Here is a 16654-nt window from a genome sequence, read left to right on the forward strand (position 1 = left end):
GCGCACCGGTCCTGTGGTGCCCGCGGGGCAGCGTCGAGAACACACTCAGGGGGGTTGACGAGCTCGCTGCCAATGTCATGACACTCGCGGACGACGGCGCTTGGGCGGTCGTGCGGCGCCGGCACGGCTCCACGTGGGCGCAGTGCATGCGTGTGCCGGGCGGTTGGATCGTCGAGGTCAACGGTATGCCCGGGCCGGAATGCTACGCGCGCCGTGTGCACAGCATCCGTGCCGGCATGCGACGGGGTCGCCGCTACGCGCGCGACGACGGACGACTGATGGCGATCTACGAACCGCGGGATGTCGTCGTGACGCCGGCCGAGGTCGCCGAGATCATCTGGACATGGCTGCGCGGAAGCGTCGCCGAGAGATTCGCCCTGCGCGAGATCGCGCACTGAGGGGCGGAGGGGGAGGAAACGCGCATGCGCAAGAAGATCCTGTACATCGACATGGACAACAGACTGGTGGATTTCGGAGCCAAGCTCGACGGCATTGATCCCGCAATTCTCGAGAAGTATCACGGACGCTACGACGAGATCCCTGGCTTGTTCGCCGTCATGCCTCCGGTGCCCGGTGCGATCGACGCCTAACGCAAGCTGTCGAAGGTGTTCGACACCTACATCCTGTCGACCGCGCCCTGGAAGAACCCGTCTGCGTGGCAACACAAGATCGAGTGGGTCCACCTGCACCTGGGCGACGAAGAGACGTCGCCGGCGTGGAAGCGACTCATCCTGTCGCACCACAAGAACCTGAACCACGGTGACTTCCTCATCGACGACCGGCTCCACAACGGTGCCGGCGAGTTCGAGGGCGAGCTGATCCGGTTCGGTCACGCTCAGTTCAAGACCTGGGAGCAGGTGACTGACTACCTTCTCCCTCTGGCGGACGCCAATTGGCCGGATGCCGCAAGCCGCGTGCCCGTCGCCGAGCTACCCCTCGACGAGCGGCTGGCCCAGGTCGAGCGTGCGAGCGCCATCGCGACGATCGCGCACCGTTGCCAGAAGGACAAGCTGGGTGTGCCGTACATCGAGCATCCGAAGGCGGTCGCCGCGCAGTTCGACACTGACACCCAAACGGTCGAACACTGCGCGGGCTGGCTGCATGACGTGCTCGAAGACACGATCCTCTCGCCGCAGGCGCTGCTCGATGCCGGCATCCATTCGGAGATCGTCGAGGTTGTCGAGCTACTCACGCGCCGGGCCCCGGACGAGGAAGCGTATTACGCGCGCATCCGTGACGACGAGGTGGCGCGGCGGGTCAAGTACGCGCACATCACGCACAACGCGCAGCCCGATCGCGTAGCGCAACTCCGCGAGGACGACCGCGAGAAGCTCGCGACGAAGTACGAGCATGCCCTCGACATCCTTGGGCTGCCGTCTCCCTGGGCGAGCTCGGACTGAACGCGGTCGGAGTGGGGTGGAGCGAGTGGCGGCTTGCGGCTCCGCGGGACGTCCTTGCCGCATGTCAGAGGCGTGCCGTAGCCTCGCGGATGTGTCACTCGTGAACGACCTCTCGCGCGCGTCCCTTCGCGCCGGCGATCCAAGGAGTCAATGCTCGGCGACCTGCTGAGTGTTGCGGTCGACGCCGTCGGCCGTCCTTGTTCTGTTCACTGTCCGTGCGCGCTCGCGCACGGCTGACGCGAGAGACGACACGACATGCACGATTCCCTGTGGAGCGACCAGCGCTTCCGCGAGTTCCTCACCCTCCTGCGCGGCGGGATGTTCGCGCCTCCCATCGAAGACGCCGAGCGCGACGAGTTCCTGCGCCAGGCCCGCATCCGTCTCGTTCCCGGTGTGCAGCGCCGCGTGCTCGCGGGCGTCGGCGCATCCGTCGACGCCGACGGGGTCGCCCTCGTGGCCTTCGAAGTGCTGGAGGACACCGGGTGGGAAGACCGCAGCCGCCGCACCTGGCTGCTCGCGAGCTCGGACCCCTGGGCCTATCTGACCGACCTCGTCGCACGGGAACTGACCCGGGCGTACGGCGAATCGGTGCGTCGCGTCGGCGATGACGACGAGCTCTCCGGCATCGCGAACGCCAGTTCCCGCCCCGCGCTCGAGGGTGGGGAGGTCGGGGAGGAGTAGCGCGGACGAGACCGGAGCCGGATCGCGGACGCCGTCGAGTGCCGCCGGATGCAGAGTTTCCTGCGCCGGCGGCATACGCTCCGGTACGTCGATCGAGCAGACCGCATCTGCATCCGACGAGCCGATGGGCGATCGCGCGCGCGGCTCGTCACCCCGCTCGCGGCGCGCAAACCGCGCCTCGGACGCTGGTCCCGTCTGCCTGCGAGCTCGCCGTGAGGTCTTGACCGCGCTGAGGCCGATCCTCTAACTTCTCCCTCGTGTTCGTCACATCTCGCGCGCGGTGCGATCTCTTCACCGCGAGGCAATGGGAGTTGCGCCTGGCCTGAGGCCTCGGCGCTCGTCGGCGCGCCCGCCGGCCGCCCCGTTCGGCATCCGCCGATCGACTCCCGTTCCGTTCACACCTCCCCGCACCGCCGCGTGCCGGGGCCTCGCGAGAGAATCTCATGACCTACGAATCGTCGTGGAGCGACGACCGCCTCCGCGCTTTCCTCACCGCCGTCTACACCGCCGGCTCCGTCCGCTACGTCTCAGAAGACGAACGCGAAGCGTTCATCAGCGAGGCGCGCCGACGCATCGCGCCGGCCGTGGGGCGCCGGCTCCTCGCCGACCTCGGCGTGACCACCGACCCTGACGGGCTCGCCCGCATCGCGTTCGAGATCATCGGGGAAGGTGTCGGGCGCACCCGCGGCACCTGGCTCATGGTCGCCAGCGATCCGTTCGACTACTGCGTCGAGATGGTCTTCGCGACCGTCCGCGTGGCCTTCCGCGACACCGTGGGGCTCGCCGCAGCAGGCGACGACGAGCGGCTCGCGGGGATCGCGGCGGCCTCGGGGTGACCGTGACCGAGGAGTGAGCGCTCTCGAGGTGCGCGGGATGCCGGGCGGATGCCGGCTGCGCGTGACGGGCGGCATCCGCCTGCCATGCCGCAGGGCGGAGAAGCTGCGCATGTCGCCCGGGCGGCGTTCCGCACGTTCATGTCTCCCGCTCGGGGTCCGCGGATGGTCTCGTCGAGACGTGCTCATGAGTCCGTGCCGCGCCGGCCCACCTGACCGGTGCGGGGCTGGAGACCTCGTTTCAATGTCGTAGGTATGTTCTAGAGTCAGAGTATGACCGAGGAAGAGGCATTCGACGAGGCCCACGCTGCCGGCGATGTCGGCGTGCACTTCGCCGCCCGTCGGTCCTCGGACGATGAGCCCTATATCCCCGACGACATCAGTCTCGTGGTCGAGACAGCGAGCATGGAGTCGGTGTACGCCGCCGAGCGCTACCACCGCATCGACAGCTCCGTGTTCGTGCCATTGCGGATGCTGCGCGGTACGGCAACTCCATCGCGGCGGTGGTCGAGCGGTCGGTGCGGCTCGAGCTGTCGGCCGCGCTGCGCGTGAGCGAGACCGTCGCCGGTGGCATGATGGCCGTCGCCGAGGCGCTCGTGCATCGGTACCCGGCGGTACTCACCTCGCTCGGGTACGGGCTGATCACGGATGCCCACGCCCGCTGTCTCGTCACGGCTGTCGAGGTGCTCGAGCCCGTGCTGGCTGAGAAGATCGTGCCGCGGGCCCTCGCGATCGCCGAAGCGAAGACCGTCGCCGAATTCCGGCGGGCGCTGCACAAGCTGATCGAGACCGAGCGGGCGCAGACGCTTGCGGAACGCCACGTCGAGGCCGTGAAGAGCCGGCGTGTGGCGGTCGAGTACGTCGAGGACAGCATGGCGTGGCTCCACACGTACATGCCGGCGGTCGAGGCACGCGCGATCGAGGGACGCATCACGGCGAAGGCCAAGGCCATCACGGCAGAGCCCGGCGAGGAGCGCACCCTCGACCAGGTACGTGCCGACGTGGTCGGAGACCTGCTGATCGACGGCGACACCGACAGTCTGCCGCGGAGCGCGCGGGGGATCCGGCCGACTGTCGTGGTGACGGTGCCGGCGCTGTCGGTGCTGTCCGGCGACACCGGCGGCGGCGACCCGGCGGTGGTCGAGGGTGTCGGCCCGATCCCGCTCGAGCGGGCGCGGGAGCTCTGCGGGCAGGCCCGGGACTGGACTCGGGTGCTGACTCATCCGGAGACCGGGATGGTGCTGTCGGTCGGTCGGGACCGGTACGAGCCGCCGAAGATGATCCGTGACCTCGTGAAGTGGCGCGCCGATCGGTGCATGGGACCCGGATGCGGAATGCCGGCGTCGCGGTGCGAGATCGACCACACCCTGGCGTGGGCCGACGGCGGATCGACCTCGCTCGACAATCTCGCGCCGCTGTGCAAAGGCCATCACACGATCAAGCACCACGGCGGGTGGCGAATACGACAAGTCCCCGGCAGCGGGGGAGCGATCGAATGGACCTCCCCCTCCGGCAGGCAGTACGTCGTGAAACCCGAGAGACGCGTCCCGGTCTTCCGGCCGTCGGACGCCAGCGACGCACCCTTCTGAACCGAGCCTGACGCTACGAGACCCGTGCCCCATCGTGGTGGCTTCGGTGTGCCCGGCCGACGACGAGTGGCCGTGGGCGCTTCTGCGAGGCGCGAACGGATACGAGGCAGTACGGCGCTCAGCTCACCACGGAGCCGGGCGATCCACATCACGCTCGGCGTCGTCGGGCATGTGCGCGATCTGGCCACCGCCCGCGCGGATGCACAGCCACCGCAGCTGGCCCGGGCTGTCGGGCATCGAACGCCACGTGCGCCAGACTCCCTGGCCCACGCGCACGACCGAGCCGGCGCGCACATCCACGACCTCGTCGTCGAGTCCCATCTGGCCGGTGCCGGCGAGGAACACGTACAACTCCTCGATTTGCGCGTGCGTGTGCCAGTAACCCGCCTCTTCGCCAGGCTCGTAGGTGTTCGCGGTCATGCCGATGAACTGCGTGTCGATGTCATGGTCGACGACGCGGCGGCCGTCACGCGATCGGTCGGGAGTGAAGCCGCCGAAGTAGTCGTACCACTGGTCGGGGGCGCCGATCTCGATGATGTCGTAGTCGCTCACGCGGGTCAGACTACGGCGTGACGGGCGCGCGCGGAGTCTGCCTCGAGCCCTCGGTGCCCGTCATGATCTCCGCGACTTGCGGCCGATTCTCCCCAGATGCGAGCTCCGGGCATGTTCTCACCGAATGGCGGATGCCGAGGAGTATCCGACTCGTGCTGCGCCAGGCTCCCTGCATGAGTGAACGATGCGTGGCCTGTCCCGTGCGGAATTAGCCGAGGCGCGGCGCGACCGACGACCGTGCTCCGACGCGCACTGTCTCACCGGTGATACTATCCCCGCCATGGAGTCACGCAAGACGGTGACGGTGCGAGACCTGCGCAACCACGGGGGCGCGGTCTTGGATGACGTCGCACGGGGCTCGGCTGTGGTCGTCACACGTGACGGCGCTCCGGTGGCCGAACTTCGGCCCCTGGCGAAGAAGGGGCTCTCGGCCTCCGAACTCGTGGTGCGCCGCCGCCATCTGCCGCCGATCGATCCGGACGCCCTGCGCGCCGACGTCGATGCATCCGTGGACATGTCGCTGTGAGCGACGACCGCGGGCTCATCGACACGAACGTGGTCGTGCTGCTCGGGCGGCTCGATCCCGCCACGCTGCCGGACGAACCACTCGTGAGCGCAGTGACGATCGCCGAACTCTCGGTCGGTCCGCTGGTGACGGACGACCCGGCCGAGCGCGCGGCACGCCAGTTGCACCTGCAGCAGGCTGAGGCCGACTTCGATCCGCTGCCGTTCGATGCGGCATCCGCTCGGGCCTTCGGCCGAATCGCGGCCGACCTCCGGAGGTCGGGCAGGAAGAGACGAGCACGGGCATTCGACGCCCTCATCGCCGCGACGGCGCTCGCCGAGGGCGTGCCGCTCTACACCTGCAACCCCGCGGACTTCGAGGGCATCGACGCGCTGCAACTGCGCGCCGTGCCCGTACCGGACGCCTGATTTCGGCGACCGCCGCGCGGGGTCGGCACGCGCGGCAGGTTCCGCTCATCGGGCCGCAGAGCGGAGAGCTCCACGGCCCCTCGAGGTGCACGCGGGACCTCTTGACACGTTCGCACCCGACGAGGATCGTGAGCGCCAGGGACGACGACGTTCTTGGGGGGATGCGCCGCCGCCATGGCTGTCAACCCGACTGGGGAGTTGGAACTCATGTCCACATCCGTCATCGACGCGTTGCCGCGCGCCCTGGAAGACATCATCACGAAGGAAGGGGATGCCGAATACGACGAGGCCCGCCGCGTCTTCAACGGCATGATCGACCGAAGGCCCGCCGCGGTCGTGCACTGCCGAAACGCCGCGGATGTCGCAGCGGTGGTCCGTGCGGCATCCGACTCCGGCGCCGACCTCGCCGTGCGCGGCGGGGGCCACAGCGTGCCCGGCTTCGGCACGGGCGACGGCGCCGTGGTCGTCGACCTGAGCGGCATCAACGATGTGACCGTCGACCCGGATGCCTCCACTGCCACGGTCGGCGGCGGCGCCACGCTCGGCAAGTTCAACGGGACGGCCGCCCCGCACGGGCTCGCCACCACCGCCGGCGTCGTCTCGTCCACGGGAGTGGGCGGGCTCGCGCTCGGCGGAGGCATGGGCTACCTCGCGAGGGCGTACGGCCTCACGTGCGACAACCTGGTCTCGGCCGACGTCGTGCTCGCCGACGGACGCGTCGTCACCGCGAGCGAGTATCAGGAGCCCGACCTGTTCTGGGCACTCCGCGGCGGCGGAGGCAACTTCGGCGTCGTCACGGAGTTCACGTTCGCGATGCATCCGGTCTCGCAGATCTACGGCGGGCCGATGTTCTTCGAACTCGACGACGGTCCCGCGATCCTCGCGCATTACGATCAGTTCGTCCGCACGGCACCGCGCGAGTTCGGCCTGTTCGCCGCCTTCCAGATCGCGCCGCCGCTGCCGTTCGTCCCCGCCAACCGCGTCGGCGAGCCCTTCGTCGCGGTCGTCTTCTGCCACAACGGATCCGAGGCCGACGGCGAGAGGCTCGTCCAGACCTTCCGCGACGTCGCGTCCCCGGTCGCCGACGGCGTGGGCATGATGCCGTACGACGCGTTGTGCGGAGCCTTCGACCCGCTGCTTCCCCCGGGCATGCAGCACTACTGGAAGGCGGCGTTCCTCGACGGGCTCACCGCCGAGACCATCGCCCTGCACATGGAGCACGGCTCGAAGGTGCCGATCGTCAACTCGACGGTGCACTTCTATCCGATCAACGGGGCGTGCCACGACGTCGCGCCGGAGGCCACGGCATGGGGGCACCGGGATGCCGAGTTCGCGCTCGTCATCGCGGGCATGTGGCCCGACCCCGTCGACAACGACGCGAACATCGCGTGGGTGAAGGACTACCACGCCGCGATCGAAGAGACCGGGCTCGGCGGAGGCTACGTCAACTTCCTGTCGCAGGACGACCAGTCGCGGGTCGCGGCCAGCTACGGGGCGAACTACGACCGGCTGCGTGCAGTGAAGCGGGAGTACGACCCGGGCAACCTGTTCCACCTCAACCAGAACATCGCGCCCTGACACCTGGCCGGGTTGCGCCCGCGCTGCCTTGACGCGGGCGCAGCCCGATCACCGCTGCCGGCGCCGGGTCGCTCGACCGCGCAACGCCGCCCGAGACTCGGCGCCGGGGTCCGCTACCTCAGCGCGTCGACGATCGAGGCCCGCGGCTGCGGCACCGTGCTCGACTCCACGTCGAACACGCGCACCGCGCGTCCGGTTCCGTACGGCTCCCACCCCGGGTCGCCACCGATGATGAAGTCCACCCACGCGCGGTGCATCTCGTCGGCGAGGTGCTGGGGCGCATCCGGCCCGCTCAGGCTCGTCGACTCCGCCAGCGCGTCGAACACGAACCCGAGCTCGACGGCGTGCCCCGCGCGCAGGTCGCGCACGGGGCTCTGCCACGCGAACTCGAACACGTGCGTCGGCGCGGACCGCGCCCCGGCGAGGTGCGTGAGCGGGGCGCGCAGCATCCGGTCGGTGACGAGCTGGCCGAGCAGCTCGCCGGGTGAGGCATCCGGCCACTCCGCCCGAGCGGCGCGCGTCGCGGCGCGCGGGATGCGCAGCGCGGTGCGCGCGACCCACGACTTCAGCCCGCCGATTCCGGCGAGCACCTCGGGCGCGAACCACAGCCGGTACTCGTCGGTGTTCGCGCCGATCAGCAGCGGCACGTCCGACATGACCAGCGCCTCGTGGGGTGACACCGGCAGCGAGTCGGGGTCGATCGTGGGCTGGAAGCCCGGCGCACCCTGCAGTGGGTTCGAGCCCGCCGCCTGCTCGGCGCGCACCTCGAGCAGGCGCCCGGGCGGCACGGACGCGAACCCGGCGCGCGTGGGCTCCACGCCCAGACGCTTGGCGAGGTCGCGCGTGACGCGCCCCGCCCTCTCGGGCGGCTGCACCTCGAGCGGCCCCGACTCGATGACCCCGCGCGCGACGAGGCGCGCCGAGTCGGGCATGCTCAGCAGCGCCGCGACGATCGAGCCGCCCGCCGACTCGCCCATGAGCGTGATGCGGTCGGGGTCGCCGCCGAACGCCGCGATCTCGCGGTGCACCCACTCCAGCGCCAGCGCCGCGTCGCGCAGGCCCACATTGCGGGGCGCCCCGTCGAGCACCGAGAAGCCCTCTGACCCGAGCCGGTAGTTGATCGACACGAACACGACGCCGTCGCGCGCGAACGGCGTGCCGTCGTAGCCGGCGAGACTCGGGGCGCCGCGCTCGAACGCTCCGCCGTGGATCCAGACCACCACCGGCGCAGCGGCCGCGGCATCCGGGCTCCACACGTTCACCGTCAGGCAGTCCTCGCCCCACGCCTCCACGCTCGGCAGCAGTTCGCTCACGGCACCCCGGTACGGCGTCTGCGGCGCCGCCGGCCCGAACACGATCGCGTCGAGCGTGCCCTCCCACGGCGCCCGCGGCTCGGGTGCCCGGAACCGGCGCTCGCCGAACGGCGGCTCGGCGTACGGGATGCCGAGGAAGCGACGGATGCCGTCGGCCGCGGTCCCGCGGATGCGCCCGGTCGACACGTCGACCTCGGTCGTGGACGTGGGTGGCAGTGAGGTCATCGGCGGCTCCTTCGCACGCGATCCGGCGGGCGAACGGGCGCCCACGCGGATGAGTCTGCCATGCCCTGCACGGCCGAATCGCCCGCCGCCGGAGGGTGTGGGCCGCTCGCAGCGCGCGGCACGCCGTGCCAACCCTGGGCGGACCGCGCGTCAGCCCGCTAGCGTGAGCCTCACTCGCATCCGATAGGAGCTCTCATGGCCACGTCCCGCCGCCCCGGAGGCGTCACCCTCGTCTCGATCCTCGCCTGGATCTCGGGCCTGCTGCAGGTCATCACGGGCATCCTGCTGCTCATCACGGGGACGGAAGGGCAGGTCCTCGCGATCACCGGCTGGATCCTGGGCATCCTCGGGCTCATCACGATCATCGTCGGTGCGGGGCTGTGGAGCGGCAACCGCGCCGCCCGCATCATCGCGACCATCGTGTTCTCGCTCAACCTCATCAATGCCGTCGTCGGCGCCTTCAACGCGACGGGCGCGAGCGTCTGGTCGTTCTGGGTGAACGCGCTGCTGGCCGTCATCGGCCTCATCCTGCTGTGGACGAAGGCCGCGACGGACTTCTTCCGCAGCTGAGCGTGGCGGTGGCGTCGGTGGATGGTGAGTCCACCGGCTCCCGCGCGGCAGACGTCAGGTGAGCCAGACGGTCGCGCCGGGGCAGAGGCGGGATTCCGCCTAGGCTGCGACCTCGGCCTCGTCGACCGGGGCGTCGGCATCGGTGTGCTCGCCGGCATCGGCATCCGCGGATTCGGCCACGGCGTGCTCGGCGAGCGCGGCGGCGATCCGCTCGATGGCCTCGCGGATGAGGGGGCGCGGCATTGCGAAGACGAAGCGCGTGAAGCCCACTCCGGCGTGGCCGCACGCGGCGCCGTCGGTCATCGAGACGCCGGCCTTCTCGCGGAACCACTCGGCGAGGTCGCCCTCGATGCCGTAGGCGCGGAAGTCGATCATCGCGATGTACGTGCCCTCGGGCTCGGTGACGTGCGCCTTCGGCAGGTGCTCGTCCACGAGCTCCTTCAGCAGCGTGCGGTTGCCGTCGAGGTACGCCACGACCTCGTCGAGCCACTCCTTGCCACCGCGGTACGCGGCCGTGGCGGCGATCGCGCCGACGGTCGCGGTGCCGTGCTGGGCGCGCATCTCGACGGTCTTCCAGACCTCGGCATCCGCCTCGTTCGAGAGGATCACCTGAGCGGCCTTGAAGCCGGGCAGGTTCCAGGCCTTCGAGGCCGACGTGGCCGTGATCGTGTGGGACGCGGCCGCTTCCGACAGCGACGCGTACGGGATGTGCTGCGCAGGCCGGTAGACGAGCGGCGCGTGGATCTCGTCCGAGAACACGCGTCCGCCCTTGGCGTCGACGACCTCGGCGAGGGCGAGCAGTTCGTCCACCGTGAAGACGGTGCCGAGCGGGTTGTGCGGGTTGCACAGCACGACCATTCCGGCACCCTCGTCGAACGCGTCGCCGATCGCGTCGAGGTCCATCGTCATGCGGCCGTCGACCTCGATGCTCGGCACCTCGATCACCTCGCGGCCCATCATGGCGCCCACCGTCAGGAACGGCATGTACGCGGGCGTCGGCACGATGATCGCCGAGCCCTCGGGCGTGAACGACTCGATGGCGACCTGGTAGGCGGTGACCACGTCGGGAAGGTTGCGCACGGCGTCGGCCGAGACGTCCCAGCCGTAGTTGTCGGTGTACCACTGCGCGGTCGCCGCGGCCATGTCGGAGATCAGCCCCGCCGGAAGGTACCCGGTCAGCCCGCGCTCCATCGACGACGCCACGGCCTCGCGGATCGCGGGTGCGACACCGAAGTCCATCTCTGCGACGAACGCGCCGATCGTGTCGGGGAAGCGCGTCCACTTGACGCTGCCGACGTCACGCAGGTCGTCTGCGGTGATGGCATCGAAACGGTGGTGCACGGGTGTTCCTCTCATCGGGCGCAAGTGCGCCGCATGTCGGCTCGGGTGCTGACACGCCCGACTAAAGGTAATGCGATCGGGGGGTTTTCGCATTCCCGATTGCCCCGCGAGTCGCCCCGATCCCGTCGGAAGGGAGCTCAGCCGGCGGACGTGGCGACCCCGACGACCGCGATCCCCAGGGCAGCCGCGACCCCGAGACTGACGATCACGAGCGCCGCGACGCCGGCAGCCCGGCCTCCGAACCGCGGGTTCAGCAGCGCGATGCCGGCGAGGACGACGGATGCCGCGACCGCCGCGACGCCGACGAAGAACACGATCTGCTGCAGCACGCCGATCGCGGGCGTGTAGAGGTCCTCGGTCTCGATGAGCGACGCGAGGGCGATCGTGACGACCGTCGACAGGGCGAGGCCGGCGACGGCGAGGACGAGCGCCAGGACCGCGGGCGTCCTCGATCGCGGGTTGGGAAGCTGGACGATGTTCCCTGTCATGCGGCGGCGCCGACGGTGAGCCAGGTGTCGTCCTCGGCCACGCGCCGCGCGTCGGCGACGGCACCGTCGAGCGACGCCGATCGGATGTCGGGCGCGATGTCCATCGCGTACGCGTTGATGAAGGTGACGTCGGTGATGCCGATGAACCCGAAGATCGTGCGCAGGTACGGCTCGTTGAAGTTCAGCGCGCGCATCGGGCTGGCATCGGAGTAGTCGCCGCCGGACGACAGCGACACGACCATCTTCTTGCCGAGGACGAGGGGCTCGGGAGTTCCCTGCTCGTTGTAGCGGAACATGTACCCCGGCTGCACGATGCAGTCGATGTAGTACTTCAGCGTGTACGGGATGCCGAAGTTCCAGATGGGCGCCGTGACGAGGTAGGCGTCGGCGGCGCGGAATCGCTCGATCTCGCGCTCGATCTGCGCCCACGACTCCGTGTGCGCGCGATCGATCGGCTGGTTCATCATCAGGGTGTATTTCGTCTCGATGTTGTCGCCCGCGACGGCCGGCAGGTCGCGCTGGAACAGGTCGAGGGTCTCGACCTCGAGGTCGGGCACGCGTTCGGCGAGGCCCTCCAGCAGGGCGGTCGAGACCCGGAGGGTGTTCGACCCGTCCAGGCGGGGACTCGCGACGATGTGCAGCAGCTTCATGGTGGTGCCTCTCGGTGCTCATGCTCGTGTTCGGGGGAGGGATGGAGCATCCAACGAGCACAGGAGCACCGCTGGTTGGACTGGGTACATCAACTGCTATCTGGGTATAGAGAAGCGCGAAACGGCGCGCGTGACAAGAGGAAGGGGACATCCGCCCGCCGCCCCCTCCTCGGCATCGCATCGCGCGCGTCGCGCCGGCGGCGGGGCCGTCAGGTGGTGATCGCGAGGATCGGGTCAGACGTGGGGGCGCCGGTCGGCGACCCGCCTTCGGGCTCGACCGTCACGGCGATGACGTCCCCGGGTTCGTACGTCCCGGCCAGGAGCGTGGTCGCGTCGCCGTCGGTGCCCGCCGCGAACGTGCCGGCCGAGACGGCGCCGCCGTCGCGCACGAACCACAGCTCGAACGTCTCGTCGTCGGCGACGACCGGCAGGCCGTCAGCGACGAGCACGGCCTGACCCTCGGATACCGACCAGTGCGCGGTCACCTGACCGCCGTCGGCGAGTTCGACCGTCGCCGTCTGCGCGTCGCCCGCCTGGTCGATCCGCTCCAGCGCGACCACCGCCGCCGGGCGCACGAGCTGCTGCGTCACCACGAACGTGCCGAAGCCGAGCACCAGCACGGCCACGATCGAGGCGGCCAGGACGAACAGCCGTCGCGGTCCGCGGCGCCCGCGCGTGCGCAGGCGGGGTGTCGTGTGCTCGCCGCCCGGCGCAGGCTGCTCGGTGGGCACGGACTGCTCGGCCTGGACGGGCTGCTCGGTGGGCACGGACCGCTCGGCCTGGACGGGCTGCTCGGCCTGGACGGACTGCTCGGCCTGGACCGGCTGCTTGGTCTGCACGGACTGCTCGGCCTGGACCGGCACAGCATCGGTCGGCGCGGGGCCCGCGGCGGCGAAGTCCTCGTCGCGCGTCGCTTCGGCATCCGCCTCGCGCTGCTCGGCCGCGATCCGCTCCAGCAGCGCCGACCGCACGGCGGGCGGGGGAGCGACCGGCTCGACGGACTCGGCCAGCACGTCGACGGACGTGAACGCGTCCTCGACGTGATGCGCCCACTCGGGATGCTGCTCGAGCTCGGCCCGGAACAGGCGCTCGTCGGCATCCGACAGCGCGTTCAGGACGTGGCCGGCGGCCAGCTCGGCGAACTCCGACTCGGTCATCGCGGCACCCCCATCCCGTCCTTCAGGCGGGCCAATCCGTCCCGCATCCGTGTCTTCACCGTGCCGAGCGGAGCCCCGACCAGCGCCGCGACCTCGCTCTGACTGTATCCGCCGTAGTAGGCCAGCGTGATGGCCTCGCGCTGGGCGTCGGGCAGGGCCGCGACGGCATCCGAGACGCGCTCGGCCTCGATGCGCAGCTCGACCTGCTCGGCCACGCCGTCGTGCGCGACGTCGAGGTCGCGGAACCCGACGCGCATGTCCCGATCGGTCGTCGCCTGCGAGGACCGCACGCGGTCCACGGCCCGGCGGTGCGCGATCGTCATGACCCACGCCCGGCCCTGTCCCCGGCTGGAGCGGAACCGGCCCGCGGACTGCCACACCTCGAAGAAGACCTCCTGCAGGATCTCCTCGCTCTGCGACCGGTCGATGAGCACGCGCAGGATGAGCCCGAACACCCGCGACGACAGCATGTCGTACAGGCGGGCGAAGGCATCCTGGTCGCCGCCGGCGACCTGGTCGAGCAGCTCGCCGACGTGATCGGCGGGCACGTCGCCGTCTTCGGGCACCTCAACCCCGTCGACGACCATGCCCCCTAGCATGCCCCACGACCGGGCGCGAAGACGGGTGGACATCGCCGCGCCTCGTCTCAGTGCCCCTCGTGGGCGGGCACCGAGACCACCGAGCCGTCGTCCTGCCGCAGCACCGCGTCCTGCGTCGCCCCGAGCGCGGGAGTGACCGTGACGGCGAGGAGTGCCGCCGCCGCCAGCAGCACCGGCATGCGCAGCGGGGCGGTGGTTCGCGAGCGTCGCGTCGCCCGGGTGATCCCGAGCGCCGTGGCGACCAGGAGCGCCCCGCCCAGCGCCACCGCGTACACGCTCGTGCGGATCGGCTCGAGCAGGAGGAGCGTCGCCAGCAGCAACACCCCAACCAGAGCGGATGCCGTCGCCGTGCGCGGCAGCGGCACGCGACCGCGCACGAGCAGCGCGGCACCCCACGCGATGGCGGCCACCCCCAGGAGGACGAGCGCCACCCCGACACCGCGCGCTCCGAGGGTGGCGTCGGGCACGCCGGTCGCGGCGGCGGCCCCCACCGCCGCCGCGACCAGCCCTGCCCCCCATGACGCGGGCGCCGGCCACGACGGTGCGAGCCCCCCGGCCGCACCGGTCGCCCCCGGCCGGCGCCGCGGAGTCATGCCGTCGCCGGCCGCGTGGCCGCGCGCTCGGTGCCGAGACCGACGCCCAGCAGCACGACGGCGCTCGCCAGGTGCAGGAAGTGATCCGGCACGTTGAGCGCGAGGATGTTCGCCGGCGTGCCGACGAGGAAGAAGCCGACGACCCCGAGCGCGAGGTAGGTGGCTCCGACGGCGGTGTTCACGCCGCGTGCGACCCGCGCGCCGGCGAGCCCGGCGCCCAGCAGCGCGCCGCCGATCAGCAGATGGGCGATGTTGTGCAGCGGGTTGACGGCGAAGACGCCGAGCAGCAGACCGCCGTCGGTGGCCAGGAACCCGACGCCGCCGGTGACAGCGAAGCCGAGGACTCCGACGAGCAGGTAGACGGCGCCGAAGATCGTGGCGACGAGACGGTTCGGTGACGAGCCCATGGGGCGACCTCCTTCGGTGACGACGCGACGTTTTCGCGTCCACCACCTGTTCGGAGCCCCGGGCGAAACGGATGGGATGGATTTCGCCCAACCACCGCACCGCAGCCGTGCGGCCGGGTCAGCTCGCCTTCAGCAGCACGTCCCACCACGTCGGATTGACGTCGATGCGGTCGCCGTGGAAGTCGGAGTACCACACCGCGACGCGTCGGCCGTCGGCGTCGACGTCCACGTGCATCTCCTCGGGCGCCGCCTGAGCGCGCCAGTCGGTTTGCGCGCGGGCGAGCGCGCTCACCAGGTCCTCGCGGCGGCCCGCCGTGTTGAGGGCGAGCGGAGACGGATGCCACGTCTCGATCGTGCGAATGCCACGACCCGAGCCGACGCGCGCGTGATCGCGCCACGCGCGCTGCGCTGCGCGTCCGAGGGCCACGACCGTGTGCAGGTCGGGCAGCAGCCCGATCAGGCGCTGCAGCGCCTCTCCGCCGTCCTCGAGCTCGCCGGCCGTGGGCTTGCGGGATGCCGGGCCGAGGTACCAGGGGACCGCGTTCCAGCAGACCGCGTTGTCGGTGAGGCCCGCGGCGGTGCGCGCTCGCCACAGGTTCTCGGCGGTGCGGTCGTCGTTGTCCGCCGACACGAACCCGGATCCCGGGCGCGCGTTGCCGGCGTTCGTCATCGGGCCGGGGGCTTCGAGCAGCAGCAGGATGCGGGCGCGCGTGCCGGCATCCGTCGGGTCGAACTGCGGCACCGTCGCCCGGTGCTCGGCGGCGAGGTCGGCGCGGAACCTCACCAGAGCGGACAGGTGTCGGGACTGATCGACCGCCGTGCGCCGTTGCTCGAGGATCGCGGGGTCGCTGAGGGATCTCGGGTACTCCGTCAACATGGCGCCGAAGCTACAGCCGTTCCGGGTGTCGGACGGGCACGGCGCGCGGAAGCCGGACGGTCCCGGCATCCGCCTCGCTACCCTGAGGCCATGAAGGCGCTCCGGATCCTCTCCCGCGCGCTCGGCGGCGCGCTCCTGGTCAACGCCGTTCCCCATGGAGTGAGCGGCCTGCAGGGCAGGCCCTTCCCGACTCCGTTCGCCGATCCGCCGGGGGTCGGCATGTCGCCGCCGGTGACGAACATCGCGTGGAGCGCGATGAACCTCGTGGGTGGGCTCCTCGTGCTGCGGCGCGGTATCCGCTCCCGGGGCGAGGCCGTCGCGGTCGTGGTCGGCGGGATCGCGAGCGTCTTCGTTGTGGCGGCGCACTTCGGCAGTGTCATGTCGGGCGGGACCGGACTGACGGCGCGCGGCATGACGTCGCGGGGCATGCCTGCGCGCGGCAGGACGGCGCGCGGCATGACGTCGCGGGGCTCCGGATCGCCGCTGCAGACGGCGCGGCGGCTCACGGAGCCCGTCGCTCGATCGCTCGCGGGGCATCGCGCGTTCCCGCTGTGGGCGGTCATCCATCACCGGGGTCGCCGCAGCGGCGCGGAGTACGCCACCCCGATCGCCGTGGTGCCGACCTACGACGAGGGTGTCGTGCTCATCGGTCTGCCGTACGGGCTCGACACGAACTGGGCCCGCAACGTCGTCGCAGCCGGCGGTGCGACGCTCGCCTGGAAGGGCGCGGAGCACCGCACGAGCGCCGCGCGCATCATCGACGCCGACGAGGCCGCCGCGCTCGCGAAGGCGCCGTTCCACGCCGTGGTGAAGCGGATGCCGGGGGCGATTCTGCTCGAGCGGGACTGAGGGGCGCGCTCGGGGAGCT

The 16654-nt window shown here is 70.9% G+C and carries 22 protein-coding genes; 12 read left to right on the forward strand and 10 right to left on the reverse strand.

Translation table 11 applies throughout. The features are described from left to right. Positions 1-77 precede the first annotated feature (77 nt). The 7 genes from P0L94_00935 to P0L94_00965 all read left to right on the forward strand — a co-directional run bounded on the left by P0L94_00935 (position 78) and on the right by P0L94_00965 (position 4503). A complete protein-coding gene (locus P0L94_00935) occupies positions 78-398 on the forward strand; it encodes a hypothetical protein (protein ID WES64649.1) in 321 nt (106 codons plus the stop codon). Between the two features lie 24 nt (positions 399-422). Beyond that, the gene (locus P0L94_00940) at positions 423-590 is read left to right on the forward strand and encodes a hypothetical protein (GenBank protein ID WES64650.1); all 168 of its coding nucleotides are present in this window, start codon (positions 423-425) and stop codon (positions 588-590) included. Positions 591-605: 15 nt separating this feature from the next. Next, positions 606-1400: a hypothetical protein gene (locus tag P0L94_00945; protein ID WES64651.1), complete on the forward strand. Its 795-nt coding sequence runs from the start codon at positions 606-608 to the stop codon at positions 1398-1400. A 255-nt stretch (positions 1401-1655) separates the two neighbouring features. After that, positions 1656-2081, forward strand: a complete 426-nt coding sequence (locus P0L94_00950; protein ID WES64652.1) for a hypothetical protein — start codon at positions 1656-1658, stop codon at positions 2079-2081. Positions 2082-2524: 443 nt separating this feature from the next. Next, positions 2525-2917 (forward strand): hypothetical protein, encoded by a 393-nt coding sequence (locus P0L94_00955; protein WES64653.1) that lies wholly within the window; start codon positions 2525-2527, stop codon positions 2915-2917. 270 nt (positions 2918-3187) lie between these two features. Beyond that, positions 3188-3466 (forward strand): hypothetical protein, encoded by a 279-nt coding sequence (locus tag P0L94_00960; protein ID WES64654.1) that lies wholly within the window; start codon positions 3188-3190, stop codon positions 3464-3466. Next, positions 3418-4503 carry a DUF222 domain-containing protein gene (locus tag P0L94_00965; GenBank protein ID WES64655.1) on the forward strand — a complete coding sequence of 362 codons (1086 nt, stop codon included), beginning with the start codon at positions 3418-3420 and terminating at the stop codon, positions 4501-4503. Before P0L94_00960 ends, P0L94_00965 begins: the two co-directional genes overlap by 49 nt. A 123-nt stretch (positions 4504-4626) precedes the next feature. Here P0L94_00965 and P0L94_00970 read toward each other — a convergent pair whose 3' ends face one another. Next, on the reverse strand, positions 4627-5055 hold the full coding sequence (locus tag P0L94_00970) for a cupin domain-containing protein (GenBank protein ID WES64656.1): 429 nt from the start codon (positions 5053-5055) through the stop codon (positions 4627-4629). A 280-nt stretch (positions 5056-5335) separates the two neighbouring features. On the opposite strand from P0L94_00970, the gene P0L94_00975 reads away from it, so the two are divergent. The 3 genes from P0L94_00975 (at position 5336) to P0L94_00985 (ending at position 7566) form a co-directional block, all read left to right on the forward strand. Further along, positions 5336-5581, forward strand: coding sequence for a type II toxin-antitoxin system prevent-host-death family antitoxin (locus tag P0L94_00975; GenBank protein WES64657.1), 246 nt, complete (start codon positions 5336-5338; stop codon positions 5579-5581). After that, positions 5578-5988, forward strand: a complete 411-nt coding sequence (locus P0L94_00980) for a type II toxin-antitoxin system VapC family toxin (protein ID WES64658.1) — start codon at positions 5578-5580, stop codon at positions 5986-5988. Before P0L94_00975 ends, P0L94_00980 begins: the two co-directional genes overlap by 4 nt. Before the next feature lie 207 nt (positions 5989-6195). Then, a complete protein-coding gene (locus P0L94_00985; protein WES64659.1) occupies positions 6196-7566 on the forward strand; it encodes an FAD-binding oxidoreductase in 1371 nt (456 codons plus the stop codon). A gap of 113 nt (positions 7567-7679) precedes the next feature. On the opposite strand, the gene P0L94_00990 is transcribed toward P0L94_00985, so the two are convergent. Further along, positions 7680-9104: a carboxylesterase family protein gene (locus P0L94_00990; GenBank protein WES64660.1), complete on the reverse strand. Its 1425-nt coding sequence runs from the start codon at positions 9102-9104 to the stop codon at positions 7680-7682. Between the two features lie 195 nt (positions 9105-9299). Between P0L94_00990 and P0L94_00995 the strand changes: the two genes are divergently transcribed. After that, a complete protein-coding gene (locus P0L94_00995; GenBank protein ID WES64661.1) occupies positions 9300-9674 on the forward strand; it encodes a hypothetical protein in 375 nt (124 codons plus the stop codon). A gap of 99 nt (positions 9675-9773) precedes the next feature. Here the strand turns inward: P0L94_00995 and P0L94_01000 are convergent, their stop codons facing one another. The 8 genes from P0L94_01000 to P0L94_01035 form a co-directional block, all read right to left on the reverse strand. Beyond that, on the reverse strand, positions 9774-11015 hold the full coding sequence (locus P0L94_01000) for an aminotransferase class I/II-fold pyridoxal phosphate-dependent enzyme (GenBank protein ID WES64662.1): 1242 nt from the start codon (positions 11013-11015) through the stop codon (positions 9774-9776). A 137-nt stretch (positions 11016-11152) separates the two neighbouring features. Then, complete coding sequence (locus P0L94_01005) at positions 11153-11503, reverse strand: hypothetical protein (protein ID WES64663.1); 351 nt, start codon at positions 11501-11503, stop codon at positions 11153-11155. Further along, positions 11500-12153, reverse strand: a complete 654-nt coding sequence (locus tag P0L94_01010) for an NAD(P)H-dependent oxidoreductase (GenBank protein ID WES64664.1) — start codon at positions 12151-12153, stop codon at positions 11500-11502. Before P0L94_01010 ends, P0L94_01005 begins: the two co-directional genes overlap by 4 nt. A gap of 209 nt (positions 12154-12362) precedes the next feature. Further along, positions 12363-13310 (reverse strand): anti-sigma factor, encoded by a 948-nt coding sequence (locus P0L94_01015; protein WES64665.1) that lies wholly within the window; start codon positions 13308-13310, stop codon positions 12363-12365. Beyond that, positions 13307-13942 (reverse strand): ECF RNA polymerase sigma factor SigK, encoded by a 636-nt coding sequence (sigK, locus tag P0L94_01020; GenBank protein ID WES64666.1) that lies wholly within the window; start codon positions 13940-13942, stop codon positions 13307-13309. Before sigK ends, P0L94_01015 begins: the two co-directional genes overlap by 4 nt. Positions 13943-13956: 14 nt before the next feature. Further along, positions 13957-14502 (reverse strand): hypothetical protein, encoded by a 546-nt coding sequence (locus P0L94_01025; protein WES64667.1) that lies wholly within the window; start codon positions 14500-14502, stop codon positions 13957-13959. Continuing rightward, positions 14499-14909, reverse strand: coding sequence for a DUF4383 domain-containing protein (locus P0L94_01030; GenBank protein ID WES64668.1), 411 nt, complete (start codon positions 14907-14909; stop codon positions 14499-14501). Before P0L94_01030 ends, P0L94_01025 begins: the two co-directional genes overlap by 4 nt. Positions 14910-15027: 118 nt before the next feature. Then, positions 15028-15786: a uracil-DNA glycosylase gene (locus tag P0L94_01035; GenBank protein WES64669.1), complete on the reverse strand. Its 759-nt coding sequence runs from the start codon at positions 15784-15786 to the stop codon at positions 15028-15030. A gap of 90 nt (positions 15787-15876) precedes the next feature. On the opposite strand from P0L94_01035, the gene P0L94_01040 reads away from it, so the two are divergent. After that, complete coding sequence (locus P0L94_01040; GenBank protein WES64670.1) at positions 15877-16635, forward strand: nitroreductase family deazaflavin-dependent oxidoreductase; 759 nt, start codon at positions 15877-15879, stop codon at positions 16633-16635. Positions 16636-16654 lie beyond the last annotated feature (19 nt).

This window comes from Microbacter sp. GSS18, assembly GCA_029319145.1.
Lineage (GTDB): Bacteria > Actinomycetota > Actinomycetes > Actinomycetales > Microbacteriaceae > Microbacterium.